The 25,506-nt window shown below is 74.2% G+C and carries 26 protein-coding genes; 11 read left to right on the top strand and 15 right to left on the bottom strand.

Going from position 1 to position 25,506, the window contains the following annotated elements:
- Positions 1–48: 48 nt before the first annotated feature.
- The 12 genes from ACYU96_RS09110 to argC form a co-directional block, all read right to left on the bottom strand.
- Positions 49–657: a DNA-3-methyladenine glycosylase gene (locus ACYU96_RS09110; RefSeq protein ID WP_460751905.1), complete on the bottom strand. Its 609-nt coding sequence runs from the start codon at positions 655–657 to the stop codon at positions 49–51.
- A 42-nt stretch (positions 658–699) separates the two neighbouring features.
- Positions 700–2,109: a permease prefix domain 1-containing protein gene (locus tag ACYU96_RS09105; protein ID WP_460751903.1), complete on the bottom strand. Its 1,410-nt coding sequence runs from the start codon at positions 2,107–2,109 to the stop codon at positions 700–702.
- Positions 2,109–2,498: a PadR family transcriptional regulator gene (locus tag ACYU96_RS09100; protein ID WP_460751901.1), complete on the bottom strand. Its 390-nt coding sequence runs from the start codon at positions 2,496–2,498 to the stop codon at positions 2,109–2,111. Before ACYU96_RS09100 ends, ACYU96_RS09105 begins: the two co-directional genes overlap by 1 nt.
- Positions 2,499–2,601: 103 nt before the next feature.
- On the bottom strand, positions 2,602–3,165 hold the full coding sequence (locus ACYU96_RS09095) for an AAA family ATPase (RefSeq protein ID WP_460751898.1): 564 nt from the start codon (positions 3,163–3,165) through the stop codon (positions 2,602–2,604).
- On the bottom strand, positions 3,162–4,652 hold the full coding sequence (argH, locus tag ACYU96_RS09090; protein WP_460751896.1) for an argininosuccinate lyase: 1,491 nt from the start codon (positions 4,650–4,652) through the stop codon (positions 3,162–3,164). The genes ACYU96_RS09095 and argH overlap by 4 nt, the downstream gene beginning before the upstream one ends.
- A complete protein-coding gene (locus ACYU96_RS09085) occupies positions 4,649–5,866 on the bottom strand; it encodes an argininosuccinate synthase (RefSeq protein WP_460751893.1) in 1,218 nt (405 codons plus the stop codon). The genes argH and ACYU96_RS09085 overlap by 4 nt, the downstream gene beginning before the upstream one ends.
- A 35-nt stretch (positions 5,867–5,901) precedes the next feature.
- Entirely contained in the window at positions 5,902–6,477 is a 576-nt protein-coding gene (locus tag ACYU96_RS09080; RefSeq protein ID WP_460751890.1) for an arginine repressor, read from the bottom strand.
- Positions 6,474–7,424: an ornithine carbamoyltransferase gene (argF, locus tag ACYU96_RS09075; protein WP_460751887.1), complete on the bottom strand. Its 951-nt coding sequence runs from the start codon at positions 7,422–7,424 to the stop codon at positions 6,474–6,476. Before argF ends, ACYU96_RS09080 begins: the two co-directional genes overlap by 4 nt.
- On the bottom strand, positions 7,424–8,794 hold the full coding sequence (locus ACYU96_RS09070) for an acetylornithine transaminase (protein WP_460751885.1): 1,371 nt from the start codon (positions 8,792–8,794) through the stop codon (positions 7,424–7,426). The genes argF and ACYU96_RS09070 overlap by 1 nt, the downstream gene beginning before the upstream one ends.
- Positions 8,791–9,687 carry an acetylglutamate kinase gene (gene argB, locus ACYU96_RS09065; RefSeq protein WP_460751882.1) on the bottom strand — a complete coding sequence of 299 codons (897 nt, stop codon included), beginning with the start codon at positions 9,685–9,687 and terminating at the stop codon, positions 8,791–8,793. The genes ACYU96_RS09070 and argB overlap by 4 nt, the downstream gene beginning before the upstream one ends.
- Positions 9,684–10,865, bottom strand: a complete 1,182-nt coding sequence (gene argJ / locus ACYU96_RS09060) for a bifunctional glutamate N-acetyltransferase/amino-acid acetyltransferase ArgJ (protein ID WP_460751879.1) — start codon at positions 10,863–10,865, stop codon at positions 9,684–9,686. The genes argB and argJ overlap by 4 nt, the downstream gene beginning before the upstream one ends.
- A 76-nt stretch (positions 10,866–10,941) precedes the next feature.
- Positions 10,942–12,027, bottom strand: a complete 1,086-nt coding sequence (gene argC, locus ACYU96_RS09055; protein WP_460751876.1) for an N-acetyl-gamma-glutamyl-phosphate reductase — start codon at positions 12,025–12,027, stop codon at positions 10,942–10,944.
- Between the two features lie 136 nt (positions 12,028–12,163).
- On the opposite strand from argC, the gene ACYU96_RS09050 reads away from it, so the two are divergent.
- From ACYU96_RS09050 to ACYU96_RS09040, 3 genes are read left to right on the top strand one after another with little or no spacing between them, the layout of a single operon-like run.
- Positions 12,164–12,574, top strand: coding sequence for an ArsR/SmtB family transcription factor (locus tag ACYU96_RS09050; protein ID WP_460751873.1), 411 nt, complete (start codon positions 12,164–12,166; stop codon positions 12,572–12,574).
- Positions 12,571–13,230: a cation transporter gene (locus tag ACYU96_RS09045; protein ID WP_460751870.1), complete on the top strand. Its 660-nt coding sequence runs from the start codon at positions 12,571–12,573 to the stop codon at positions 13,228–13,230. Before ACYU96_RS09050 ends, ACYU96_RS09045 begins: the two co-directional genes overlap by 4 nt.
- Entirely contained in the window at positions 13,223–14,155 is a 933-nt protein-coding gene (locus ACYU96_RS09040; RefSeq protein ID WP_460751867.1) for a cation diffusion facilitator family transporter, read from the top strand. Before ACYU96_RS09045 ends, ACYU96_RS09040 begins: the two co-directional genes overlap by 8 nt.
- 12 nt (positions 14,156–14,167) lie before the next feature.
- Here the strand turns inward: ACYU96_RS09040 and ACYU96_RS09035 are convergent, their stop codons facing one another.
- Positions 14,168–14,662 (bottom strand): GNAT family N-acetyltransferase, encoded by a 495-nt coding sequence (locus ACYU96_RS09035; RefSeq protein WP_460751864.1) that lies wholly within the window; start codon positions 14,660–14,662, stop codon positions 14,168–14,170.
- Positions 14,663–14,700: 38 nt separating this feature from the next.
- Between ACYU96_RS09035 and ACYU96_RS09030 the strand changes: the two genes are divergently transcribed.
- The 8 genes from ACYU96_RS09030 to ACYU96_RS08995 all read left to right on the top strand — a co-directional run bounded on the left by ACYU96_RS09030 (position 14,701) and on the right by ACYU96_RS08995 (position 21,944).
- Positions 14,701–15,684, top strand: coding sequence for a quinone oxidoreductase family protein (locus tag ACYU96_RS09030; protein ID WP_460751861.1), 984 nt, complete (start codon positions 14,701–14,703; stop codon positions 15,682–15,684).
- Positions 15,685–15,788: 104 nt separating this feature from the next.
- Positions 15,789–17,135, top strand: coding sequence for an MFS transporter (locus ACYU96_RS09025; RefSeq protein WP_460751859.1), 1,347 nt, complete (start codon positions 15,789–15,791; stop codon positions 17,133–17,135).
- Between the two features lie 105 nt (positions 17,136–17,240).
- Positions 17,241–17,936, top strand: a complete 696-nt coding sequence (locus tag ACYU96_RS09020; protein ID WP_460751856.1) for a DUF2306 domain-containing protein — start codon at positions 17,241–17,243, stop codon at positions 17,934–17,936.
- Positions 17,933–19,162 (top strand): sensor histidine kinase, encoded by a 1,230-nt coding sequence (locus tag ACYU96_RS09015; RefSeq protein WP_460751853.1) that lies wholly within the window; start codon positions 17,933–17,935, stop codon positions 19,160–19,162. The genes ACYU96_RS09020 and ACYU96_RS09015 overlap by 4 nt, the downstream gene beginning before the upstream one ends.
- A complete protein-coding gene (locus tag ACYU96_RS09010) occupies positions 19,159–19,818 on the top strand; it encodes a response regulator (protein WP_460751851.1) in 660 nt (219 codons plus the stop codon). The genes ACYU96_RS09015 and ACYU96_RS09010 overlap by 4 nt, the downstream gene beginning before the upstream one ends.
- 59 nt (positions 19,819–19,877) lie before the next feature.
- Positions 19,878–20,681, top strand: a complete 804-nt coding sequence (locus ACYU96_RS09005) for a methyltransferase domain-containing protein (RefSeq protein WP_460751848.1) — start codon at positions 19,878–19,880, stop codon at positions 20,679–20,681.
- Positions 20,682–20,721: 40 nt separating this feature from the next.
- Positions 20,722–21,507: an LLM class F420-dependent oxidoreductase gene (locus ACYU96_RS09000; RefSeq protein ID WP_460751845.1), complete on the top strand. Its 786-nt coding sequence runs from the start codon at positions 20,722–20,724 to the stop codon at positions 21,505–21,507.
- Entirely contained in the window at positions 21,507–21,944 is a 438-nt protein-coding gene (locus ACYU96_RS08995) for an SRPBCC family protein (RefSeq protein WP_460751842.1), read from the top strand. Before ACYU96_RS09000 ends, ACYU96_RS08995 begins: the two co-directional genes overlap by 1 nt.
- An 87-nt stretch (positions 21,945–22,031) precedes the next feature.
- Here the strand turns inward: ACYU96_RS08995 and ACYU96_RS08990 are convergent, their stop codons facing one another.
- Together ACYU96_RS08990 and pheT are read right to left on the bottom strand one after the other, a co-directional pair.
- Positions 22,032–22,913: an SDR family NAD(P)-dependent oxidoreductase gene (locus ACYU96_RS08990; RefSeq protein ID WP_460751839.1), complete on the bottom strand. Its 882-nt coding sequence runs from the start codon at positions 22,911–22,913 to the stop codon at positions 22,032–22,034.
- Entirely contained in the window at positions 22,906–25,506 is a 2,601-nt protein-coding gene (gene pheT, locus ACYU96_RS08985) for a phenylalanine--tRNA ligase subunit beta (RefSeq protein WP_460751836.1), read from the bottom strand. The genes ACYU96_RS08990 and pheT overlap by 8 nt, the downstream gene beginning before the upstream one ends.

Genomic DNA, 25,506 nt, shown 5'->3' with positions numbered 1-25,506 from the left:
GAAGCAGCCTAAATCGCCGTGTACCAGGTGCGACGGCGTCATGAACTCTCAACGAGCGGCACGGTAGTCACTCACCGTCGGCTCGCCGTCGAGCCAGAAGCGCCACGGGTACCGGTCCCCACGGCCGCCGTCGCCGGAGACACCGACCCGCGGGCCCGTCCGGACCGTGTCCGACGACGGGCCACCGCGCAGCTCGACGGTGACGCGGCCTCCGGGCAGGGTGACGTCGCTGCCGTCGTCGGACCCGTCGATGCCCAGCGCGACCGTGAGACGGGCCGGGCCGCGAGCAAGGTCGGTGTCGGTGCGGGCGACACCCCGGGCCGTGCGGCGCTCGCGGGCGAGGCCGGCGCCGCGGGTCACCTCGGCCGCGCGCAGGAGCACGCCGGACGGCTTCCCCTCCGGGCCGCACACCAGGTTGGCGCAGTGGTGCAGGCCCAGGTGGCGGTACACGTACAGGTGGCCGGGCGGGCCGAACATCGTGCCGTTGCGGACGGTGCGGCCGCGGTAGGCGTGGGAGCCGGGGTCGGCCGCGCCGTCGTAGGCCTCGACCTCGGTGAGCCGCACGGTGACGGCACCGCTCGGGGCGCGGACGGTGAGTCGCGCCCCGAGCAGGTCCCGGGCGACGTCGAGCACGGGCCGGTCGAAGAAGTCACGCACAGAGAGGATTCTCTCGCGCGGCGCCGTGCCGCCGGGGACGCGTCAGGCGAAACCGAACAGCGGAGGGAAGGCCAGCACGACGACCGCCGCCCAGAGGCCGTAGACCGGCAGGTAGCGCGTCTGCCAGCGTTCCGTGGCCGCGAAGGTCCTGCTGCCGCGGACGAAGCCGAGGGTGAGGCGGCCCGCCCAGGCCAGGTGCACCAGCAGGATGAGGTTCAGGCCCAGGGCCGCGACCTTGTTCGCGGTGAACCCGAACTCCGCGATGCGCACCAGCATCGCGGTCAGGGCGACGGCGTCGACGGCGAGCGCCGCTGCGACGAGCACGAGCTGGAGCCAGTCGAAGATGCCGGGCGGGGCGAGCGGGTCGCGGGCGGAGATCGAGTAGAGCAGGAGAAACAGCACCAGCAGCAGCACGGCGTCCATGAGGATGAGCAGCTCGCGGTCGACGGAGTCGAAGGGGTCGCCGGCCACGAGGGCGACGAGCATGGCGACGAGCATGAGGGCCGCGAGCGGTGTGAAGACGCGGGCGAGGACGGGTGCGATGTTCTCCACGACGCTCTTCTTCGCCTCGACGAGCCAGGCGGCGACCAGGAGGGCGCCGGGGAGGGCGAACGGCAGGAGCCAGTGCTCCACGAAGGGGTCGAAGTTGACGCCGACGAGGCCGAGCACGCCGAACGTGAGGCCGATCAGGAGCATGCCGCCGAGCTGGATGAGCGCGAGGTAGACGAGGAGCTCGCCGGTGAAGCGGACGTAGTCCATGCGGCGGGCGTCGGACCGCCAGGAGCCGCCCGCGTAGACGACGCCGACCAGCAGCCACAGCACGATGGGGGCGTGCAGGGCGGCGAGCATGGCGGTCATGCCCGGTTCGGGGTACGGGTCGTTCGGGTCGCCGAGGTCGAACGGGTAGAGGTTGACGGCCAGGGCGAGCGCGCCGGCGGCGGCGACCAGGACCGCGGCGGTGGGCAGCGGGAGGGTGCGCTTCCAGGCGAAGTAGCCGGCGAGGAACGGCAGGACGACGAACGGCCCGTTCAGGAGCAGGATCGTTTCGTCCTCGACGCCGGTGAGCAGGAGCTTCAGCGCGATGCCGGCACCGATGGCCAGGGACAGGAGCAGGCCGAGCTCGCGGAACCGGCCGAACCGGGAGGGGGTGCCGTCGTCGGAGGGGTCGTCCGGCAGGAGCACGAGCTGCTTCCAGAGTCGGTCGGAGTGCTCGCGGGCGAACTCCCGGGAGACGTCGTCGAGGTTGCCCATGCGCTTGACGGCGACGAGGAACGCCTCGTCGTCGTCGAGGCCGCCCGCGTTGAGGTCGGTGACCTGTTCGCGCAGGTGGTCCTCCATCTCCTCGACGTCGGGCGAGACGATGGCGCGGCGGCGGCGGACGAAGCCGCGCCACTGGTCGATCTGGTCCTCGAGGCCGCTGCGGGCGGGGGCGTGCTGGGGGGTGTCGTTCATCATGCCCACCCTTCCGCGGTCCGGGGGCCGGCGAGGCCGGGGTGCCCGGTCACGCCGTCGGACAGGTCCTGCCACACCTGCTTGAGCGCGTCGGCGACGACGCTCCACTGTTCCTGGCGCTCGGCGAGCGCGTCGCGGCCTGCCTGGGTGATGGCGTAGTGCTTGCGGCGGCGGCCGTTGTCGGCGGTCCCCCAGGACGCCTCGATGAGGTCCTGCCGCTCGAGGCGGTGCAGGAGGGGGTAGAGCATGCCGTCGGTCCACCGCATGCGGCCGCCGGACAGCTCGGTGACGCGTTTGAGGATCGCGTACCCGTAGGACTCGCCGTCGGCGAGGATGCCGAGGACGAGCGGGGTCGCCGATGCGGCGACCAGGTCCTTGTCGATGTGCACTCAGATCTCCGATGCCTAGGACTGCTAGGGGTTGGAACCCTAGCAGAGCAAGGCATTGTTGATCTAGGTGTTGTGGGCGTGGCGAGCCGCGGGCTCGCAGGGTTCAGTCGGCGAGAGGCGTGCCGAAGCCGTCCAGGCGCAGGTCGGCCCGGGAGCGGGTCTGCTCCCGGGCGAAGTGCTCGGCCTCGTCCCTCATCCAGCGCAGCCAGTGCTCGCGGGCCGCCTCGCCGTCGCGGGCGAGACCGCGGCGGAGGCGTTCGTCGTCGTCGGCCTCGACCCAGACCCGCAGGACGCCGCCGGGGAAGGTGTCGACCTGACGGGCGGCGGCGCCGCAGCCCTCGACGAGGAGGTGGGCCGACGGCGGGACCTCGTGCCACTCCGCCCAGGCCGCGCGGTCCCAGTCGTAGCGCCGGTACCGGGCCCGCTCCCCCGCCGTGAGGGGTTCGAGCACCCACGTGCGCAGCTTCTCCGCGCCGCCCCCGGGGCCGGCCTCCCAGCCCTCGTACAGGTCGTCCAGGTGCACGACGGGGGCCTCGAGCGCGTCCGCGAGCTGGGCCGCGAGCGTCGTCTTGCCGGATCCGGCCGGTCCGTCGACGCAGACCAGACGTGCGTCGACGGACCGGATCCGGTCCAGGAGGCATCCCAGGACGCCGGGCGGGACGGTCATGCGTCGGCCGGGAGGCCCGCCGGGTCGGGGAGCTCGTCCAGGGGCTGGGCCCAGAGGCGGAACTCGGTGGAGCGTTCCTTGGCCTGCTCGATCTGTTCGGTGACGCGGGCCGGGGCCGTGCCGCCGACGGCGTCGCGCGAGGCGAGGGAGCCTTCGACGGTGAGCACGGTCCGGACCTCCGGAGCGAGGTGCTCCGAGAGCTTCGCGAGATCGTCGTCGGACAGGTCCCACAGCTCGATGCCGCGGCCCTCGCACTCCCGGACGCAGGCTCCAGCGACCTCGTGCGCGACCCGGAACGGGACGCCCTGTCGCACGAGCCACTCCGCGATGTCGGTGGCCAGCGCGAACCCCTGCGGGGCGAGGTCGGCCATCCGGTCGGTGTGGAACGTGAGGGTGGAGACCATGCCGGTGAACGCCGGCAGCAGGACGGTGAGCGTCTCGACCTGGTCGAAGACCGGCTCCTTGTCCTCCTGCAGGTCGCGGTTGTAGGCGAGCGGGAGGCCCTTGAGCGTGGCCAGCAGGCCGGTCAGGTCGCCGAGCACGCGGCCCGCCTTGCCGCGGGCGAGCTCGGCGATGTCCGGGTTCTTCTTCTGCGGCATGATGCTCGACCCGGTGGACCACGCGTCGTCCAGGCGCACGAACCCGAACTCCTTCGTGTTCCAGAGGATGATCTCCTCGGACAGCCGGGACAGGTCCACGGCGATCATCGCGGACACGAACGCGAACTCGGCGACGACGTCGCGCGCGGCGGTGCCGTCGATCGAGTTCTCCACCGGGCCGTCGAAGCCGAGGTCGGCGGCCACGGCCGCCGGGTCGAGCCCGAGCGACGAGCCCGCGAGCGCACCGGACCCGTACGGGGAGCGGGCGGCGCGCACGTCCCAGTCGATGAGCCGGTCGACGTCGCGCAGCAGCGGCCAGGCGTGCGCCAGCAGGTGGTGGGCCAGCAGCACGGGCTGGGCGTGCTGCAGGTGGGTACGGCCGGGCATGGGGGCCTCGCCGGCCGCCACGGACTGCTCGATGAGCGCGTCGACGAGGTCGAGCACCTGGGCGGCGATCACGCGGGCGTGGTCCCGCAGGTACATGCGTACCTGGGTGGCGATCTGGTCGTTCCGGGACCGGCCGGCGCGCAGCTTGCCGCCGAGGTCCTGGCCCGCCCGCTCGATGAGGCCGCGTTCGAGGGCGGTGTGCACGTCCTCGTCGTCGGGGGCGGGGAGGAACACGCCGGACTCGACGTCGGCGAGCAGGGCGTCGAGCGCCTCGTCCATGCCGGCGAGCTCGCCGGCGGACAGGAGCCCGGCGGCGTGCAGCACGCGGGCGTGCGCCCGGGAACCGGCGATGTCGTAGCCGGCGAGCTTCCAGTCGAAGTGGGTCGACCGGGACAGGGTGGCGAGCTCCGGGGCGGGGCCGCCGGAGAACCGGCCGCCCCACAGGGCGACCGGCCGGCCGGTGGCGGGTGCGTCGTCGGCCGGAGGGGCGACGTCACTCATCCGAGGTCCTCCCCGTTGCCGAACTTCTCGTCGCGGGCGGCGGCCTGCTTGGCGGCGAGGCCGAAGATCTCGATGAAGCCCTTGGCGTGCGACTGGTCGAAGGTGTCGCCCTCGTCGTAGGTGGCGAGGCCGAAGTCGTACAGCGACGAGTCGGACCGGCGTCCGGTGACGGTGGCGCGGCCGCCGTGCAGGGACATGCGGACGTCGCCGGTCACGTACTTCTGCGTGTCCTGGATGAACGTGTCGAGGGACTTCTTCAGCGGGCTGAACCACATGCCGTCGTACACGAGCTCGGTCCAGCGCTGCTCGACCTGCCGCTTGAAGCGCATCTGCTCGCGCTCGACGGTGACGTGCTCCAGCTCCTGGTGGGCGGCGATCAGCGCCATGGCGCCGGGTGCCTCGTAGATCTCGCGGGACTTGATGCCCACGAGACGGTCCTCGACCATGTCGATCCGGCCGATGCCGTGCGCGCCGGCGCGGCGGTTCATCTCCTGGATCGCCTGCAGCGGCGTGACGGGCGTGCCGTCGATCGCGACCGGGAGCCCCTGGGCGAAGGTGATGGTGACCTCGTCGGCGACGGGCGGGAACGTCGGGTCGTCCGTGTAGGAGTACACGTCCTTGGTGGGCTCGTTCCAGATGTCCTCGAGGAACCCGGTCTCGACGGCCCGGCCCCACATGTTCTGGTCGATGGAGAACGGGTTGTTCTTCGTGGTGGCGATCGGCAGGTCGTGCTTCTCGGCGTAGTCGATCGCCTTCTCGCGGGTGAGGGCGAGGTCACGGACGGGCGCGATCGTCTTCAGGTCCGGCGCGAGGGAGGTCGTGGCGACCTCGAAGCGCACCTGGTCGTTGCCCTTGCCGGTACAGCCGTGCGCCACGGTGGTGGCGCCGAACTTGCGGGCGGCCCGGGCGAGGTGCTTGACGATGAGCGGCCGGGAGATCGCGGACACGAGCGGGTACCGGTCCTGGTAGAGGCCGTTGGCCTGCAGCGCGGGCATGCAGTACTCGGTGGCGAACTCCTCGCGCGCGTCGGCGACGTACGCCTCGACGGCGCCGCAGTCGAGCGCGCGCTTGCGGATGACGTTGAGGTCCTCCCCGCCCTGTCCGACGTCGGCCGCCATGGCGATCACCTCGGCCCCGGTGGCCTCGGCGATCCAGCCGATGGCGACGGAGGTGTCCAGGCCGCCCGAGTAGGCGAGTACGACGCGTTCGGTCATGGGTTTCTTCTCTTTCTCAGCTGTGGTGGTTCGATTCAAACAGACGGTGTTCCGGCGGACAGGGCGAGCAGGCGCTGGGCCAGGTCGGTGCCGCCGTCGGCGTCCCGGGCGATGACGAGGATCGTGTCGTCCCCGGCGATGGTGCCGAGCACCCCGGGGAACAGGGAGTGGTCGATCGCGGACGCCAGGTACTGCGCGGCGCCCGGCGGGGTGCGGAGCACCACCTGGTTGCCGGACGCCTCCGCCGAGACCAGGAGCTCCGTGGCCAGCCGCGCCAGGCGTGCCGCCAGGTACCCGGTGTCCTGGTCCGCCTGCACGCTGCGGTCCCCGCCCTCGCCCGGCACGGCGTAGACGAGAGACCCGTCGGCGCCGCGCACCCGCTCGGCACGGAGCTCGATGAGGTCGCGGGACAGCGTGCCCTGGGTGACCTTCACGCCGTGGGCCGCGAGCGCCCTGGCCAGGTCGGCCTGGGAGCGGATCGCGGTGTGCGTGATGATGTCCAGGATGCGTGCGTGCCGTGCGGCCTTCGTGGTCGGCACGGTCAGGGTGGCGTTCGGCAGGTCGCCGCCCCAGGCGCCGTCGGCCGACGGCGGTCGGCGGGCGTCGGTCATCGGCGGGCCCCTTCCTCCAGGAGCCAGGCGAGCAGCGCCTTCTGGGCGTGGAGGCGGTTCTCGGCCTCGTCCCAGACGACGCTCCGCGGGCCTTCGAGGACGTCGTCGGTGATCTCCTTGCCGCGGTAGGCGGGCAGGCAGTGAAGCACGATCGCGTCCGGGGCCGCGCCGGCGAGCAGGCCGGCGTTGACCTGGTACGGCTCGAAGACCGTCTCGCGACCGGCGGAGTCGTCACCCATGGACACCCAGGTGTCGGTGGCGACGACGTCGGCACCCGCCACCGCGGCGGCCGGGTCGGCGACCGACGTCACCGACCCGCCCGTGGCGTCGGCGATCTTCGCGGCACGGGCGAGCAGGTCCGCACCGGGGCGGAAGCCCTCCGGCCCACCGACGCGCACGTGCAGGCCCGCGGTGGCGCCACCGAGCAGGTAGGAGGCGGCCATGTTGTTCGCGGCGTCGCCCACGTACGCGAGGGTGGTGCCGGGCAGAGCCGCCACTCCCCCGCGATGCTGGGCGACCGTGACCAGGTCGGCCAGGATCTGGCACGGGTGGTAGGCGTCGGTCAGGGCGTTCACGACGGGCACGCCCGCGTGCGCGGCCATGGCCTCGATCCGGTCCTGCCCGTAGGTGCGCCACACGATCGCCGCGACCTGCCGGCCCAGCACGCGCGCCGTGTCCGCCACGGACTCCCGCTTGCCGATCTGGGCCAGGTTGCCGTCCACCACCATCGGATATCCGCCGAGGTCCGTGATGGCGCCGGTGAACGACACCTGCGTGCGGAGCGTCGGCTTGTCCGTGACGAAGGCCACGGAGCCGGGCACGTCACGCCGGCCCTCCAGCGGGCGGCGGGCGATCCGGTCGGCGCGCAGCGTCATGGCGAGCTCGAGGACCTCGCGCTGCTCCGCGGGCGTGAGGTCGTCGTCGGCCAGGAAGTGCCGGATCGGCATCAGGTCTCCTCGGGGGTGAGGTCGGGCAGGCCGGCGAAGAACGCGACGGCGTCGCGGGCCTGGTCGGCGGTCAGGACGAGCGGCGGGGCGAGCCGGACGGCATCGGGCGCGACGGCGTTCACGATGAACCCGGCGTCCAGCGCCCGCGCCACGACCTGCGGGGCCACAGGTTCCGCGAGCAGGACGGCCAGCAGCAGCCCGCGCCCGCGCACGCCCGCCACCATCGGGTTGCCGCAGCCCTCGATCTCGCGGCGCAACAGCTCGCCGGTCTCGCGCACGTGGGCGAGCAGGCCGTCGCGCTCGATGACACCGAGCGTCGCGAGGCACGCCGCCGCGGCCACCGGGTTGCCGCCGAACGTGGAGCCGTGCTGCCCCCGCCCGAGCAGGCGGGCCGGCTCCTCGCCGAACGCGATCACCGCGCCCACGGGGAAGCCGCCGCCCAGGCCCTTGGCGAGCGTCACGACGTCGGGGAGGTCGCCCGGCCCGGCGCCGGCACCCAGGACGTCCGGATGCTGGTAGGCGAACCACTCGCCCGTGCGGCCGATCCCCGTCTGCACCTCGTCCAGGACCAGCAGCGCACCGTGCTCCCGTGTGAGACGCCGCGCGAGCGCCAGGTATCCCGGCGGCAGCGGACGCACGCCCGCCTCGCCCTGCACCGGCTCCGCGACGAACGCCGCGACCTCGCCGCGCTCCGCCACCGCCTCCGGGGAGAACGCCTCCTCCAGCGCGGCCGCGTCGCCGAACGGCAGATGCTCCACCCCGCCCGGCAACGGCTCGAACGGCTCCCGGTAGGCCCGCTTGTGCGTCAGTGCCAGCGCACCCATCGACCGGCCGTGGAAGCCGCCCTCCAGCGCGAGGACGCGGGTGCGGTGGCCGTCGGCCTCCCCCGGGTACCCGGCCGCCGACCCCGACACCGGCACCCGGCGCGTCATCTTGAACGCCGCCTCCAGCGCCTCCGTGCCCGAGTTCGTGAAGAACACCCGCGACCCCTCCGGCGCACCGGCGAGCGCGAGCAGCCGCTCCGCCAGCGAGATCTGCGCCGGCGTCCCGAAGAAGTTCGACGTGTGCCCCAGCGTGCCGAGCTGCGCACTGACCGCCGCCGTCAGCGTCGGGTGCGCGTGACCCAGCGCGTTCACCGCGATGCCCGCCAGCAGGTCCAGGTACCGCTTCCCGTCCGCGTCCCACACGTACGAGCCCTCACCGCGCACCAGCACACGCTGCGGCGGACCGAACGTGTCCATCACCGCACCCGTGTAGCGCTCCGTCCAGGCGGCACCCGTCAGGTCCCCCTGCCCGGCCGCACCGCGCCCCGCCGGGGCGACCGGCCGCGCGCCGGCGCCCGCCGTCGTCAGATCGTTCGTCTCGCTCATTCCGGCACCACCATCGTTCCGTTCCCGCGTGTCGTGAAGACTTCGAGCAGCACCGAGTGCGGCTGCCGGCCGTCGATCACCGTGGCACGCGGCACACCACCGTCCACGGCCCGCAGGCAGGCCTCCATCTTCGGGATCATGCCCGCCGCCAGGCTCGGCAGCAGGGCACGCAGAGCCGACGCCGTGACCTGCTCCACCAGCGAGCCCTTGTCCGGCCACGCCGTGTACAGGCCCTCCACGTCCGTCAGCACGATCAGCTTCTTCGCGCCCAGCGCGACCGCGAGGGCGCTCGCGGCAGTGTCGGCGTTGACGTTGAGCACCTGGGTGGGGTCGGTGACGTCGGGTGCGATGGTGGAGACCACGGGGATGCGGCCCGCGTCGAGCAGATCCTGCACCGCCCGCGGGTCCACCTGCACGACGTCGCCGACCAGGCCGACGTCCACGGGCACGCCGTCGACCGTGGCGTGCCGGCGCGCGGCGCCGAGCAGGCCGCCGTCCTCGCCGCTCAGGCCGACGGCGTTCGGGCCGTGCGCGTTGATGAGCCCGACCAGCTCGCGCGAGACCTGGCCGGTGAGCACCATGCGCACCACCTCCATGGTCTCGGGCGTGGTGACCCGCAGGCCGCCCTGGAACGCGGACTCGATGCCGAGGCGGTCGAGCATGGCGGTGATCTGCGGACCCCCGCCGTGCACGACGACCGGCTTGAGCCCCACCTGCCGCAGGAACACCATGTCCTGCGCGAACGCGGCCTTCAGGTCGTCGCGCACCATGGCGTTGCCGCCGTACTTGATCACCACGAGGGCACCGGCGAACTCCTGCAGCCACGGCAGGGCCTCGACCAGGACCTCGGCCTTCTGGTCCGGCGTGAGCGCGGCGACGACGTCACTGGTCATGAGGTGTACGCGCTGTTCTCTTCGACGTAGGCGTGCGTGAGGTCGTTGGTCCAGAGGGTGACCTCGGCCTCACCGGCGTGCAGGTCGATGTCGATCCGGGCCTCTCGGGACGCTGCCAGGTCGACCTTGTCCGGGGACTCGTGCGCGCCACCCGCTTGGCACACTTTAATGCCGTTGACGGAGACGTCGAGCGCTGCGGGGTCGAAGGGCGCGACCTCCTCCGGGACCGTGCCGACCTGGGACAGGATGCGGCCCCAGTTGGGGTCGTTGCCGAAGATCGCCGCCTTGAACAGGTTGGAGCGTGACACCGCCCGCGCGACCGCGAGCGCCGCGTCCTGCGTGGTCGCGTTCCGCACGGTGACGGCGATGTCGTGGGCGGCGCCCTCGGCGTCGGCGACGAGCTGGCGGGCCAGGTCGCCGCAGACCTCCGTGACGGCGGCCGCGAACGCGTCGCGGCCCGGGGCGGTGCCCGCCGCGCCGGAGGCCATGAGGACGACCGTGTCGGAGGTGGACTGGCAGCCGTCGGAGTCGACGCGGTCGAACGTGGTGCGGGTGGCCTCCCGCAGCACGGCGTCCAGGTCCAGGCCGCTCGCGTCCGCGTCCGTGGTGATGACGCACAGCATCGTGGCCAGCGCGGGGGCGAGCATCCCGGCCCCCTTGGCCATGCCGCCCACGGTGACGGTGCCGCCGGGTGTCTCGACGGTGCGGGTCGCGGTCTTGGGCACCGTGTCGGTGGTCATGATGGCGGCGGCGGCGGACAGCCCGCCTGCCGCGTCGCCGGACAGCGACCCGGTTACCACGGGGACACCGGCCAGCAGCCGCTCGCGCGCCAGGGGCACCCCGATCACGCCGGTGGAGGCGACGAGCACGTCGATCGCGCCGATACCGAGGTTCGCGGCGACCGCCTCGGCGGTGGCGTGGGAGTCCTGGAACCCGCCGGGCCCGGTGCAGACGTTGGCGGAGCCGGAGTTGAGCACGACGGCGCGCGCCGCGCCGTCCTTGACCGCCTGGCGCGACCACATGACCGGGGCGCCGACCACGCGGTTGGACGTGAAGACGGCGGCGGCGGCGTCCTGCGGGCCGTCGTTGACGACCAGCGCGAGGTCCGGCGTGCCGGACGCCTTGAGCCCGGCGGTGATGCCGGCAGCCCGGAAGCCCTGGGCGGCTGTGACGCTCACGGTGCTCCTCCTGTGGTGGTGACGGCCGGCGTCCCGGCGGGACGGGTCGGCCCGGTGGTGGCTCTGGTCCCGGTGGTCACGGCGCGACCCCCTCGGTGGGGAGACCTGTGGTCTCGGCCAGCCCGAGCGCGATGTTCATCGCCTGCACGGCCTGCCCGGCGGTGCCCTTGACCAGGTTGTCGATCGCGGTGACGGTGACGACGCGCCCCGCCGCCTCGTCGACCACGACCTGGACCAGGGCCGTGTTGGCGCCCTGGGTCATGGCGGTGCTGGGCCACTGCCCCTCGGGCAGCAGGTGGACGAACGGCTCGTCGTCGTACGCGGCCAACCACGCTTCGCGGACCGCCTGCGCCGCGGTGGCGGGATCGACCCCGGCGGCCAGCGGCGCGGTGGCGGTGGCGAGGATGCCGCGCGCCATCGGGACGAGGGTGGGCGTGAGGCTGAGCCGCACGCCGGGCGCGCCGGCGTGGCGCAGGTTCTGGATGATCTCCGGGACGTGACGGTGCGTGCCGCCGACCGCGTACGGCTGGGCGGACCCGAGGGCCTCGCTGGCCAGGAGGTGCGGCCGGAGGCTCTTGCCGGCGCCGGAGTAGCCGTTGGCCAGGACGGCCACGACGTCGGACGCCTCGACGAGGCCGGCGGCGATGCCGGGCTGCAGGCCGAGCGTGACCGCGGTGACGTTGCAGCCGGGCACGGCGACGCGGGTGGCGCCCCGGAGGAGGTCGCGCTGCCGGGCCGGCCCGCCGGACGGCGCGGCACCGTTCGCGAGGATGAGCTCGGGCAGGCCGTAGGGCCAGGAACCGGCGTGCTCGCTGCCGTAGAACTGCTGCCACGCGCCGGCGTCGGTCAGGCGGTGGTCCGCGCCGAGGTCGAGCACGAGCGTGCCCTCGGGCAGCCGCGCCGCGATCTCGCCGGACGCGCCGTGCGGCAGCGCGAGCACGACGACGTCGTGCCCGGCGAGCGCCTCGGGCGTGGTGGGCTCGATGGTCCGGTGTGCGAGCGAGCGCAGGTGCGGCTGGTGCTCGCCGAGCGCGGAGCCGGCGGAGGTGTGCGCGGTCACCGCACCCACCTCGGCGAGCGGGTGGGACACGAGGAGCCGCAGCATCTCGCCGCCCGCGTACCCGGACGCGCCCGCGACGGCGACGCGGAAGGTGGAGGACATATTCGAGAGTCTACATACTTATACGGCCGCTGTGTCAACCGCGATCCGGCGCCGCGGGCACCGGTGGACGCCCGCCCGGTGGCCGCCCTGCGGACAGGTGCCGGACAGGCGCGCCGAGAGGCGATACCATCGCCATATGACGATTGATCGGGCCGTGGCACCGGCCCCTCCGCCCGAGGCCCCCGAAGCCGGCACCGTGGACCCGCTCACCGCCGCCGCGTGCCTCTTCCACGGCTTCTCGGACCCGTCCCGCCTGACGATCCTGCAGCACCTGACGCTCGGCGAGCATCGCGTGGTCGACCTGACCCAGCACCTCGGCCTCGCGCAGTCCACCGTCTCCAAGCACCTGGCCTGCCTGCGGGACTGCGGGCTCGTCGAGGCCCGGCCGGAGGGCCGGGCTTCCGTCTACTCGCTCACCCACTCCGCGGCGATGCTCGACCTGCTGGCGGCCGCCGAGCGCCTGCTCGCCCTCACCGGAGCGGCCGTCACCCTCTGCCCGGTCCACGGCGTCGACGGCAGCGCGCGCGCCGGCGGGGACCCGCGATGACCGGCCCCGACGTGACCAGCCAGGACACGCCCACCCGGGAGACGCGGCGACTCACCCGCCGCGGGCTGCGGCTGGCGCAGCTCACCGTCGCCTACAACGTGGTCGAGGGCGTGGTCGCGATCTCCGCGGGCGTCGCGGCCGGGCTGGTGTCCGTCATCGGGTTCGGCATCGACTCCGGCATCGAGTCGGCCGCCGCGGTCCTGGTCGGGCTCCGGCTCGCCGCCCGCCTGCGGGACGGCGCCGCGGACGAGCGCCGCGAGCGCCGGACGCTGCGCCTCGTGGCCGTGACCTTCTTCCTCCTGGCCGGCTACGTGACGTTCGAGGGGGTCCGGAGCCTGGTGACCGGGGACGTCCCGGCCTCCTCGCCGCTGGCGGTCGCCGTCCTCGTGGCGTCGCTGGTCGTGATGCCGCTCCTGGCGGCCGCCAAGCACCGCGTCGGCACGGCACTGCGCGACCCGCTGATCCTGGCCGACGCGGCCGAGACCCGCATCTGCGTGCTCCTGTCGGTGTCGACGCTGCTGGGCCTCGTCGCCTTCGCGCTCACGGGCGCGGCCTGGATCGACCCGGTGGCGGGGTTCGTCATCGCCGGCTTCGCGGTCCACGAGGGCCGGGAGGCGTGGGAGGGCGAGCTCGTCGAGGATGGCACCGATGGCTGAGCACGCACACGACCACGCGCACGGCGCGGACCCTGCCGCCCCTGGCAACCGGCGCCGGCTCGCGGTCGCGTTCGGCGTCGGCGCGGCGGTCCTCGTCGCCCAGGCCGTGGGTGCCTGGGTCACCGGCAGCCTCGCGCTGCTGGTCGACACCGCGCACGTGCTGACCGACGTCGCCGGCCTGGGCATCGCGCTCGTCGCGGCCACGCTCGCGCTGCGGCCGCCCACCGCGCAGCGCACCTGGGGATTCCGCCGCGCCGAGGTGCTCGCCGCCCTCGCGCAGGCCGCCGTGCTGCTCGCCGTCGGCGTCTACGCGCTGGTCGAAGGTGTGCTGCGGCTGTTCGAGCCCACCGAGGTGCCCGGCGTCGAGCTGCTCGTCTTCGGCGCCGTCGGGCTCGCCGGGAACCTCGTGGGGCTCGCGGTGCTGGCCGGGGCGCGCTCGGCGTCGTTCAACCTGCGCGCCGCGTTTCTGGAGGTGCTGAACGACGCGCTGGGCTCCGTGGGCGTCATCGTGGCGGCCGTGGTGATCGCCACCACCGGCTGGCAGCGGGCCGACGCCGTGGCCGGGCTCGCGATCGCCGCGCTCATCCTGCCGCGCGCCGTGCGGCTGCTGCTGGAGACCGCCTCCGTGCTCCTGGAGTCCACGCCTCCCGGGCTCGACCTGGAGGCCGTGCGGACCCGCCTGCTCGCTGTCGACCACGTCGCGGAGGTGCACGACCTGCACGCCTCGCTCGTCGCCACCGGCCTGCCGACGCTGTCGGCCCACGTCGTCGTGCACGACGCGTGCTTCCGGGAGGGCTGCGCGCCCCAGGTGCTGGACGCCCTGCAGCAGTGCGTCGCCACCGAGTTCGCGGTGCGCGTCGAGCACTCGACGTTCCAGCTCGAACCCGCCGGGCACGTCGGCCACGAGACGGCGCGGCACGCGTAGGCAGCGCGGTCGTCAGTCCAGCGGCAGGAACATCACGTGCAGCCCGACCTCGCCATGGGCGGGCGAGCGGAACGCGCCCGGCACCGTGCCGACGATCTCGAACCCGAGCCGCTGCCACAGGTGCACGGCCGGCGCGTTGGACGCGACCACCGCGTTGAACTGGATGCCGCGGTACCCCCGCTCGCGGTGCCACGCGATGACGTGCTCGCCCAGCGCACGGGCCACGCCCCGGCCCCGCGCGGCCTCAGCGACCATGAACGACGCGGTGCCGACGTGGTCGCCGTGGCCCGGTCGGTTCGGGCCCATCTTGGCCGTGCCGAGCACCTCGCCGTCGTCCTCGAGCACGACGACGGCGCCCGGCGGCGGCTCCAGCCAGTAGCCGCGCGCCTGCTCCTCGGTGATGTCGAGCGGGTACGTGTACGTCTCCCCCTCGCGGCACACGGCCTCGATGATCGGCCTGACCACGGGCCAGTCGGTGTCGGCGAACGGGCGGACGATGCGGGTCACGCACCGTACGGTACCCACCCGCGTCGTAGGGTCGCAGCATGCGCGCAGTCATGGCCCGCGAGGCGGGCGGTCCCGAGGTCCTGTCCTACGACGAGGTTCCCGACCCGACGCCCGGACCGGGCCAGCTCCTGGTCCGGGTCGCGGCGGCCGGCGTCAACTTCATCGACACCTACCGCCGGTCCGGCACGTACCCGACGAGATTCCCGCACGTCGTGGGGGCCGAGGGGGCCGGGACGGTCGAGGCCGCCGGGGACGACGTCACCGGGTTCGCCGTCGGCGACCGGGTCGCCTGGGCGGAGGGCCCGGGCTCGTACGCGGAGCTCGCCGTCGTCGAGGCCGCGCAGGCGGTCCCCGTGCCCGGCGGGCTCGACCTCGAGACCGCCGCCGCGCTCCCCCTGCAGGGTATGACGGCGCACTACCTGGTCACCTCGACCTTCCAGGTGGGACCGGGGCACGACATCCTGCTGCACGCCGGCGCCGGCGGTGTCGGGCTGCTGGCCACGCAGCTCGCCGTCGCGCGCGGCGGCCGGGTCCTCACCACGGTCTCGACGCCCCGGAAGGCCGCGCTGTCGGCCGAGGCGGGCGCCGCGCACACCATCGACTACGCGACGATGTCCGACGTCACGACCGAGCTGCCCGCCGTCGTCCGCGACCTGACCGGCGGCGAGGGCGTGCACGTCGTGTACGACGGGGTGGGCCGGGCGACCTTCGACGCGTCGCTGGACTCGCTGCGGCCGCGCGGGACGCTCGTGCTGTTCGGCGGGGCGTCCGGCCAGGTACCGCCCCTGGACCCGCAGGTGCTGAACCGGAAGGGGTCGCTGTTCCTCACCCGTCCCACGCTCGCGCACCACCTGGCCACCCGCGGCGAGCTGGAGTGGCGCGCCGCGGAGGTGCTGGGCCGGGCGGCGTCGGGCGAGCTCGACGTGCGGGTCGGGTCGCGGTTCCCGCTGGCCGACGCCGCCGAGGCGCACCGCGCGCTCGAGGGCCGCGCGACGACGGGAAAGGTGCTGCTCGTGCCATGAGGCCGGCGCGAGGTGCTCGACCTCGGGCGTGCTTGAGACGTCCGGGTCGAGACCGCCCGCCCGGCGTACCGATGAGTTCCCGCACCCGCCGTCGTCGGAAGAGCATGAGCCACACGAGCGCCCCTGTCGCCGAGCCGCCGGCCGAGCCCGCGACGGCCGGCTGGAAGAAGAACGTCACCCTGTTCCTCGTGGGGCAGACCGTGTCGCTGCTCGGGTCGATGATCGTGATGTTCGCGGTCATGTGGCACCTGACCATCGAGACCAGATCAGGGTCCGTCCTGATGCTGAGCATCGTGTTCGGGATGCTGCCGCAGGCCTTCGTGTCGATCTTCGGGGGCGTGTGGGCCGACCGCCACCACCGCAAGCTCCTCATCATGGGGTCCGACCTCGTGATCGCGCTGGCGACGCTCGCCCTGGCGCTGCTCATGCTGTCCGGCGTCGACTCGTTGTGGGTGATCTACGCCGCGCTGGCGGTGCGGTCCGTGTTCGCCGGCATCCAGACGCCGGCCGTGAGCGCGATGATCCCGCAGATCACCCCGCCGGGGCAGCTCATGCGCGTGAACGGGATGTTCCAGTCCGTCCAGTCCGGGATGATGCTGGTCGCCCCCGCTGCGGCGGCCGCGATCTACGCGAACTTCGACATCGTGACCGTCTTCTTCCTGGACGTGGTCACGGCACTGCTCGGCGTGGGGATGCTCGCCCTGGTCGCGGTGCCCCGGCTGACGCGGGCGGAGTCCGGCACGGCACCCGTGAGCTACTTCGGCGACCTCGTCGCGGGCGTGCGGTACGTCCGCGCGCACGCGCCGGTCCGCTGGCTGATGACGCTGTTCGGGCTGACCATGTTCCTCGTCGGGGCGCCGAGCTTCCTCACTCCGCTGATGGTCGCCCGCACCTTCGGCGACGAGGTCTGGAAGCTGACCGCCAACGAGCTGTTCTGGGGGACGGGCATGCTGGTGGGCGGCCTGCTCATGGCGGTGGTCGGGCCGCGGATCACGCACCGGGTGCGGCTGCTCGTCGGGTCGGTCGTCGCGACCGGGATCCTGGTCTTCGGGCTGGGGCTGTCCACCAACATGTGGGTGTTCTTCGGGATCGGCCTGCTGATCGGCGTCATGTTCGCGGCCCAGAGCACCCCCTCCATGACGATCATCCAGGAACGCGTGGAGCCCGAGATGCAGGGGCGCGTGTTCGGGTTCCTCGGGATCGTCATGACCGTGGCGATGCCGCTGTCCATGGTGGTGTTCGGCCCGCTCGCGGACCGGTTCTCCGTGGAGTCCCTGCTGATCGTGGCGGGCCTGCTGCTGTTCGTGGTGGTCGCGACGATCCTCGCCGTACCGTCGGCACGGCGCTCGCTGGCGCGCATCGACGTGGCGCCGGAGACGGAGGAGGAGCCCGGCGCCGACTCCGCACCGGAGCCGGACCCCGTCGGAGCGGCCACGCACCGCACGCGGTGACGGCACGGCGCGCGGGCCCGCACGGTCGGCGACGGCCGTCCGGCCGGTGAGGTCCGGCCGGATGGCCGATACCGCGACGACGAACGCGAGCGAAGACTCGGGGGCATGCCCTCCACGACCGCCCGTCCCGCCGCCCGCGTCCGTCCGCGATCCCGCCCCGCCGACTGGCTCGTCCCGTCCGGCCTCGTGCTGCTGTCCCTCGTCCCCGTGCTGGCCGGGAGCATGCGCGTCGCCGAGCTCGCGGGCGACCCCGCCGTCACCGCGGAGAACGCCCGGTTCGTCGAGATGCCCGCGCCCGTCCTCGTGCACATCGTGGCCGTCACGATCTACGCGCTGCTCGGCGCGCTCCAGTTCTCCCCCGGATTCCGGCGCCGGCACCACGGCTGGCACCGGGCCGCCGGCACGGTCCTCGTCCCGGCCGGGTTCGCGACCGCCCTGTCCGGCCTGTGGATGACGGCGTTCTACGACCTGCCCGCCAAGGACACGGCAGTGGTCAACGGCGTCCGCTACCTGGTCGGGGTCGTCATGATCGTCGGGCTCGCCCTGGCCGTGCGTGCGCTGCTGCGGCACGACTACGCCACGCACGGCGCCTGGATGACCCGCGCCTACGCGCTGGCCCAGGGCGCCGGGACGCAGGCCGTGATCCTCGGCACCTGGCTCGTCGTCGCCGACCCGCAGCCGGACGACCCCACGATGCCGCTCGTCAACACGATCCTCATGACCCTGGCCTGGGTCATCAACGCCCTGGTGGCGGAACGGGCCGTCCGCCGGCGTCGCCGCACCGCGAGGATCGCCCGATGACTACGATCGCCGGTATGCGGACCACCGACGGCACGGCGCTCCGGCGCCCGCTCGGTGCCGCTCTCGGGCGGCCCGCGGCTCCGGGCGCCGAGCCGCCCGCGGCGCGCGACTGGATCGTGGTCGGCTTCGCGGCCGCCGGCGTCGTCGCCGAGGCGCTGATCCGCACGGACCTCGTGTGGCCGGTCGCGTCCGCGCTCGCCGCGCTCGCCGCCCTGGCCACGCTCCCCTGGCGGCGCGTGCACCCGCTCGCCGTCGCCGTGTGGACGGTGGGCATCGGCGGGGCGCACGACGTCGCCGACATCGTCGCCGGGCACGGATCCACCTCGATGTACTCGGCCGTGGTCCTGGTCCTCGCACCGTACGCGCTCGTCCGCTGGGGCTCGGGTCTCGCGATCCTCGGGGGAGTGCCCCTGATCGCCGGCGGCGTCGCGCTGTCCGTCGTCGCGGGGGTCGGCGGCGCCGACGACGCCGTCGGGGGCGGCACCGTGCTGCTCCTTGTCCTGCTCGTCGCCGAGGTGGTGCGACAGCGGTCGATCGGGCGGTCGCGCGAGCTGGACCGGGTCCGGGCCCGCGAGCGGGAGACGATCGCGCGCGACCTGCACGACACCGTCGCCCACCACCTGTCCGCGGTCGCGGTCCGGGCACAGGCCGGCCAGGTCGGCGCCGCCGCGCCGGCCGGCTCCGACGTGGCGGTCGAGGCGCTGCGTCTCGTCGAGGCCGAGGCCCGCCGCGCCCTCGGCGAGATGCGCGCCCTGGTCGGCGTGCTGCGCAGCGAGACCCCGCAGGACCTCACGAGCGGCCTGGAGCGCCTCCGCGGCCTCGCCGACCCGGGACCGCCCCCGGTCAGGCTGAGCCTGGGCGACGAGGTCGGCACGCTTCCGACGGCCACCGGCACCGCGGTCTTCCGCATCGCCCAGGAGTCGGTCGCCAACGCCCGCCGTCACGCCCGCGGCCTCACCGCGGTCACCGTCACGCTGGTACGCCGCGGGGACGTCGTCGACCTGACCGTGCACGACGACGGTGTGCCGCCCGGGAACGTCCTGCGCGGGCCCGGCCGGGAGACGACGTCCGGCACGGGGTTCGGGCTGGCCGGGATGAACGAGCGGGCCCGCGCGCTCGGCGGCACGCTGGAGGCAGGGCCGGACGGCGAGCGGGGCTGGAGCGTGCACGCGGTGCTGCCTGCCCCGGCGGGAGCGGCCGCCGGCGACGGCAGGGAAGCACGATGACCGTTCGCGTCCTCGTCGCCGACGACCAGGAGATCGTGCGCACCGGCCTGTGCACGATCCTGGACGCACAGCCGGGCATCGAGGTGGTGGCCGACGTCGGGGACGGGGACCGGGCCGTGCGCGAGGCGCGGCGGCTGCTGCCGGACGTCTGCCTGCTCGACCTGCGCATGCCGGTGCTCGACGGGGTCTCGGCGACGCGCCTGCTCGCCGGGCCGGAGGTGGCCGACCCGATGGCCGTCGTCGTCATCACCACCTTCGACCTGGACGAGAACGTGCACGCCGCCCTGCGCGCCGGAGCACGCGGGTTCCTGCTCAAGGACGCCGGGCCGGCGCTGCTCGCCCAGGCGGTGCACGCTGCCGCCGACGGGGACGCCCTGATCGATCCGGCGGTCACGGTCCGGCTGCTCACGCACTTCGCCCGGGCCGTGCCGGGCGTCACCCCGCCCGCCGACCCGCTCACGGAACGCGAGAAGGCGGTGCTGCGCCTGGTCGCCACAGGCCGGACCAACGGCGAGATCTGCGACGAGCTGCACCTCGGGCTCAGCACGATCAAGACGCACCTGGCGGCGATCATGGCCAAGACCGGTACGCGCAACCGGGTGGAGGTCGCGCGGTGGGCCTACGAGTCCGGTCTCGCCCCCTCCCGTCGCCCCTGACTCACCACGAGCATGTATCTTGATATCAAGATACTCGATGCCGAGAAAAGGAGTTCGCGATGGACGACTGGTCCCCCGCCAGGTACCTGCAGTTCACCGACGAGCGCTCCCGCCCGTTCGCGGAGCTCGTCGGACGCGTCCCCGGTGACGCCGGCACCGTCGTCGACCTCGGCTGCGGGCCGGGGCACCTGACCGGGGTGCTCCGCGAACGGTGGCCGGACGCGCAGGTGACCGGCGTGGACTCGTCCGCCGCCATGATCGCGACGGCGCGCGAGAGCGACCCGGGCACCGACTACGTGCTCGGCGACGCCCGCGACTTCGCCGGGGGCCGCCTCCGGTCGCCGGACGGCACGGCGCTCGCCCCGGCCGACGTCGTGGTCTCCCACGCGATGCTCCAGTGGGTGCCCGGGCACCGCGACCTCCTGCCCGCCCTGCGCGACTCCGCACGGCGGGCCTTCGCGTTCCAGGTGCCCGGCAACCACGACGCGCCGTCGCACGCGCTGCTGCGCGAGGTCGCCGCGCGGGAACCCTACGCGGCCGCGCTCGGCGGCCCGGTGGAGCGCCGCGCCACCGCCGACCCGGCGGAGTACCTGGAGCTCCTCGCCGGGCCGGGCTGGTCCGTCGACGCGTGGGAGACGACCTACGTCCACGTCCTGCAGGGCCCGGACCCGGTGCTGCGCTGGATCTCCGCCACCGGCGCCCAGCCGGTGCTCCACGCGCTCGAGGCCACCGACCCGGCGCTGCGCGAGCGGTTCGAGGAGGACTTCGGCGCCGCGCTGCGCGAGGCGTACCCCGAACGGGCCTACGGCACGCCGCTGGAGTTCCGCCGGGTCTTCGCCGTCGCCGCACGCAGACAGCCGTAAGGCCTGGCGGCACCGGCGCGCGCTGCCTAGGCTGGCGAGCATGACCGACCGACCCGTCCGCATCGGAGTTCAGCTCCAACCGCAGCACGCCGACTACTCCCAGATCCGCGACGCGGTCCTGCGCGCCGAGGACCTGGGCGTCGACATCATCTTCAACTGGGACCACTTCTTCCCGCTCTCCGGCGATCCCGACGGCAAGCACTTCGAGTGCTGGACCATGCTCGGCGCCTGGGCGGAGCAGACCGAGCGTGTCGAGCTCGGCGCCCTCGTCACCTGCAACTCCTACCGCAACCCCGACCTGCTGGCCGACATGGCGCGCACCGTCGACCACATCTCGGGCGGCCGCCTGATCCTCGGGATCGGCGCCGGCTGGTTCGGACGAGACTACGAGCAGTTCGGCTACGAGTTCGGCACCGCCGGCACCCGCATCGCGAGCCTGGCCGAGGCGATGCCGCGCATCACCGCGCGGCTCGCGGCCGGGAACCCGGCGCCCACGCGGGACATCCCGATCATGATCGGTGGAGGCGGCGAGCGCAAGACGCTCCGCGTCGTGGCCGAGCACGCCGACATCTGGCACTCCTTCGGCAACGCCGACGTCCTGGCCCGCAAGTCCGCGATCCTGGACGAGCACGGGGCCGCCGTCGGGCGCGACACGACGCGGCTCGTCGAACGGTCGACGGCCGTGAACGGCGACCCGGCCGTGCTCGGCGGGCCGCTGCTCGCGGCCGGGGCCACGCTGCTCACGGTCGGCGTGTCCGGCCCCGACTACGACCTGGCACCCGTCGAGCAGTGGGTCCGCTGGCGCGACTCGAGGAGCGACGGCTGATGGCCTACACCACGTCCGCCGAGGTCGCGGCGCCGCCCGAGGCGGTCTGGCGCGTGCTGTCCGACGTCGAGAGCATGCCGGGCTGGACGTCCTCGATGGAGTCCGTCCGGATCGTCGACGGCCCGAACCCGCCGGGCGTCGGCACCGCCGTGCGCGTCGAGCAGCCGGGCATGCCGCTGGCCGTCTGGACGGTCGACGAGTGGGACCCGCCGCGCAAGTTCGGCTGGACCAGCGCCGTGCCGGGCGTCCGCACCCAGGCCGAGCACGTGGTGGAGCCGGCGGGCGAGGGCCGGACCCGGGTGACGCTGACGATCACCCAGGTCGGCGCGCTCGCCGCGCTGATCGGCGCGCTGACCAGGACCCGCACGCGCCGGCTCGTCGACACGGAGCTGGCCGGCCTGACGGCCCGCGCCGAGGCGGAGGCCCGCGAGGCGTGAGGCGCGCGACGCGTCAGAAGCCCGAGTCCGTCGCGTACATCCAGCGGTGGCCCGGGTACTCGCCCGCGGGGTGCTGCCCTGAGCGGGTCAGCGGCCGGTGAGCAGGTCGCTCAGCGGGTCCTGCGGCCCGGCGGGGACGACGCGCAGCCGGCGACGGGCCGTGTCGGGCACCCCGTGATGCTCCGCGGCGGCGAGCGCACGGAGCGACGCGGGCGTGTCGTGCGTGGCGCGGACGAGCCAGCCCGAGCAGGCGTCCAGGTCCCCGGCCGCGATCGCGTCGACGAGGTCCGTGACGCGCGAGGGCGGCGTCCAGTCGGTGCGGTCCGCGTGGATCGCCAGGGCCGTCGACATCTCGGTCCTCACCGTGCCGGGCGCGAGCTCGACGACGCGCAGCCCGCGGTCGAAGCCCTCGGCGTGCAGGGCGGCGCCCAGGCGGACGAGGGCCGTCTTGCTGGCGTTGTAGGCCGAGTGCCCGAGCGGGCTCTCGTGCGTGCTCGCGCCGGAGGCGAGGTCGACGACGCGGCCGCCGCCACGCGCGAGCATCCCGGGCACGACGTAGCGGTTCAGCAGGAAGACCCCGCGCACGTTGGCTTCGAAGGTGGCCCACCAGTCGTCGGGGTCGGCCTCCCACACCGGTGCCTCGGACTCGAGCCGGCCGGCGTTGTTCACCAGCAGGTCGACGGACCCCAGGCCGCCGTCGGCGGCCGGTGCCTCGATGTGCGCGACGGCGTCGCGCACGTCGTCCTGCGAGGTGACGTCGGCCCGGACGACGACGGCGGCCCGGCCGAGGTCGCGGATGTGTTCCGCGACCTCGGCCAGGCGGCGCTCGTCCCGCGCGAGCAGGGCCACGTCGAGCCCCGCGCGCGCCAGCCCGAGCGCGATCTCGCGGCCGATGCCCCGCGACGCGCCCGTGACGAGGGCGGTCCGCGCCGGCGGGACGGCACCGTTCCCGCTGCTCCGGTCAGGCACGCAGGGCCGCCCCGGTCCGCTCCGCGGCGGCGACGATCGACTCACGCACGCCGCGCACCTCGTCGGCGGACAGCGTGCGGTCCGCCGCGCGCAGCCGCACCGCGTAGGCGAGCGACTTCTTGCCCTGGCCGAGCTGCTCGCCGGTGAAGACGTCGAACAGGCTGACGTCCTCCAGCAGGTGCCCCCCGCCGGTGACGATCGCCTCGCGGACTTCCGCGGCGGGCGTGCCGGCGTCGACCACGAAGGCGAAGTCCTCCTTGGCGGCCGGGAACGCGGAGACGGGGGTCGCGGTCACCGGTTCGCCGGGGGCCGCGGCGACGAGCGCCGACAGGTCGACCTCGAAGGCCACCGCCCGGGCGGGCAGCCCGAACGCCTCGACGACCTTGGGGTGCAGCTCGCCGGCGTGGCCGACCAGCCGGGTCCGCCCGGCGGGGCCGGTGGCCTCGAGCCGCGCGCAGCGGCCCGGGTGCCATGGCATGTGCTCCGTGTCCGCCGTGACCGTCACCTCGACGCCCGCCCGCGCGGCGACCAGGCGTGCCGCGCCGAGCGCGTCGGCCCAGTCTGCGGGACGGCCCGTGCCCCACCAGCCCGGGGCCTCACGGTTGCCCGTGAGAACGCCCGCGATCCGGCGCGGCTGGTCGGGCGTCGCGGCGGCGAGCGCGTCCAGGTCGGCGTCCGAAGGGCGCGCGCCACCCGGCAGGACGGGGGCCGCCGGAGCGCCGGGCGCCGGGCGCGTCACGAGCCCGGTCTCGAACACCGCCAGGTCCGACAGGCCGCGCGACACGTTGCGGCGCACCGTCTCCAGCAACGTGACCAGGAGGTTGGTCCGCAGGTAGGGGCGGTCTTCGGCCAGCGGGTTCGCGAGCCGGACCGAGGTGCGCCGTGCGTCGTCGGCGGGCAGGCCGAGGGCGTCGTGGTCGGCCGCTCCGACGAACGGGTAGCTGAGCACCTCCACGAACCCGGTCTCGGCCAGCGCACGCGCGACGGTGCGGCGGGTGCGCTGCTCGGCGGTCAGGCCGCGCCCGCCGGGCGCGGCGGGCAGCACCGACGGGATCGCGTCGTACCCGCGGATACGCACGACCTCCTCGACCAGGTCGGCCGGGCCGGTCAGGTCGGGACGCCAGGACGGCGGCGTGACGGCGAAGGTCTCCGCGGACCCGGCCTCCGCGTCCGTCAGGGTCACCGTGCAGCCGACCTCCTCGAGGGTCGAGCGCACCTGCTCGGGCGTGTACCCGACGCCCGACAGCCGCGTCGGCTCGGTGGCCCGCAGCACGACCGGGGTCCGCGCACCGGCAACGACACCGGCGTCACCCACGGCCGGGTCGGCGGTGCCGCCGCCGTGCTCGACCAGCAGCTCCACGACGCGCTGGGCCGCGACCGCGGGCAGCAGCGGGTCGACGCCGCGCTCGAACCGCTTGGCGGCCTCGCTCGGGAGCTTGTGGCGGCGTGAGGTGCGTGCCACCGTGATCGGGTCGAAGTGCGCAGCCTCCACGAGGACGTCGGTCGTCGCGGCGCTGACCTCGGTCGACTCGCCGCCCATGACCCCGGCGAGCCCGAGCACGCGGGACGCGACGGCACCTCCGGGCGAGTCGGTGATGAGCAGGTCCTCGGCGTCCAGGGAGCGCTCGACGTCGTCCAGGGTGGTGAGCTTCTCCCCCGGCCCTGCGCGGCGCACCACGATCGGCGCGGCGACCCGCGCGAGGTCGTAGGCGTGCAGCGGCTGCCCGAGGTCGAGCATCACGTAGTTCGTGACGTCCACGGCGAGGGAGATGGAACGCATCCCGGAGCTCTCCAGCCGGCTCCGCATCCACTCCGGAGACGGGGCGGCGGGGTCGATCCCGCGCACGACGCGCGTCACGAACCGGTCGCAGCCGGCCCGGCCGTCGATCGGGGCAGCGTCGTCCAGGCGCACCTCGAAACCGTCCGGCGTGGCGGCCGGCTCCGCGCCCGAGAGCGCACCGCGGTCCGTGAACGCCGCGCCCGTCGAGTGCGCGTACTCACGCGCCACACCGCGGTAGCTGAACGCGTACCCGCGGTCCGGGGTGACGTTGATCTCGAGCACCTCGTCGCCGAGGCCGAGCAGCGCGACCGCGTCCTGGCCGGGGGCCAGGTCCGCCTCGGCGAAGCCCCGGTCGCGCGGCAGCACGATGATGCCGCCCGCGTCCCCGCCGAGGCCGAGCTCGGCCGGGGAGCAGATCATGCCGTCGGACACGTGGCCGTACGTCTTGCGCGCGGCGATCTCGAACCCGCCGGGCAACGTGGTGCCGGGCAGCGAGACGACCACCAGGTCCCCGGGGCCGAAGTTGTGCGCACCGCAGACGATGCCGCGCGGAACGGTGGGCTTGCCGGCGTCGTCCTCGAGGTTGTGCGGGCCGACGTCGACCTGGCACCAGTTGATCGTCTTGCCGTTCTTCTGGGGCTCCGGGTGCTGCTCGAGCACCTTGCCCACCACCAGCGGGCCGGTGACGGCCGCGGGGTGGATCTCCTCTTCCTCCAGGCCGACCTGCACCAGGGCCTCGGCGAGCTGCTCGGCGGTGAGGCCGGCGGGCAGCTCGACGTGGTCGGCGAGCCAGTCCTTCACGATGCGAGGCAC

It is taken from the genome of Myceligenerans cantabricum (assembly GCF_054777735.1).
This window is presented reverse-complemented; position numbering and strand designations above follow the sequence as displayed.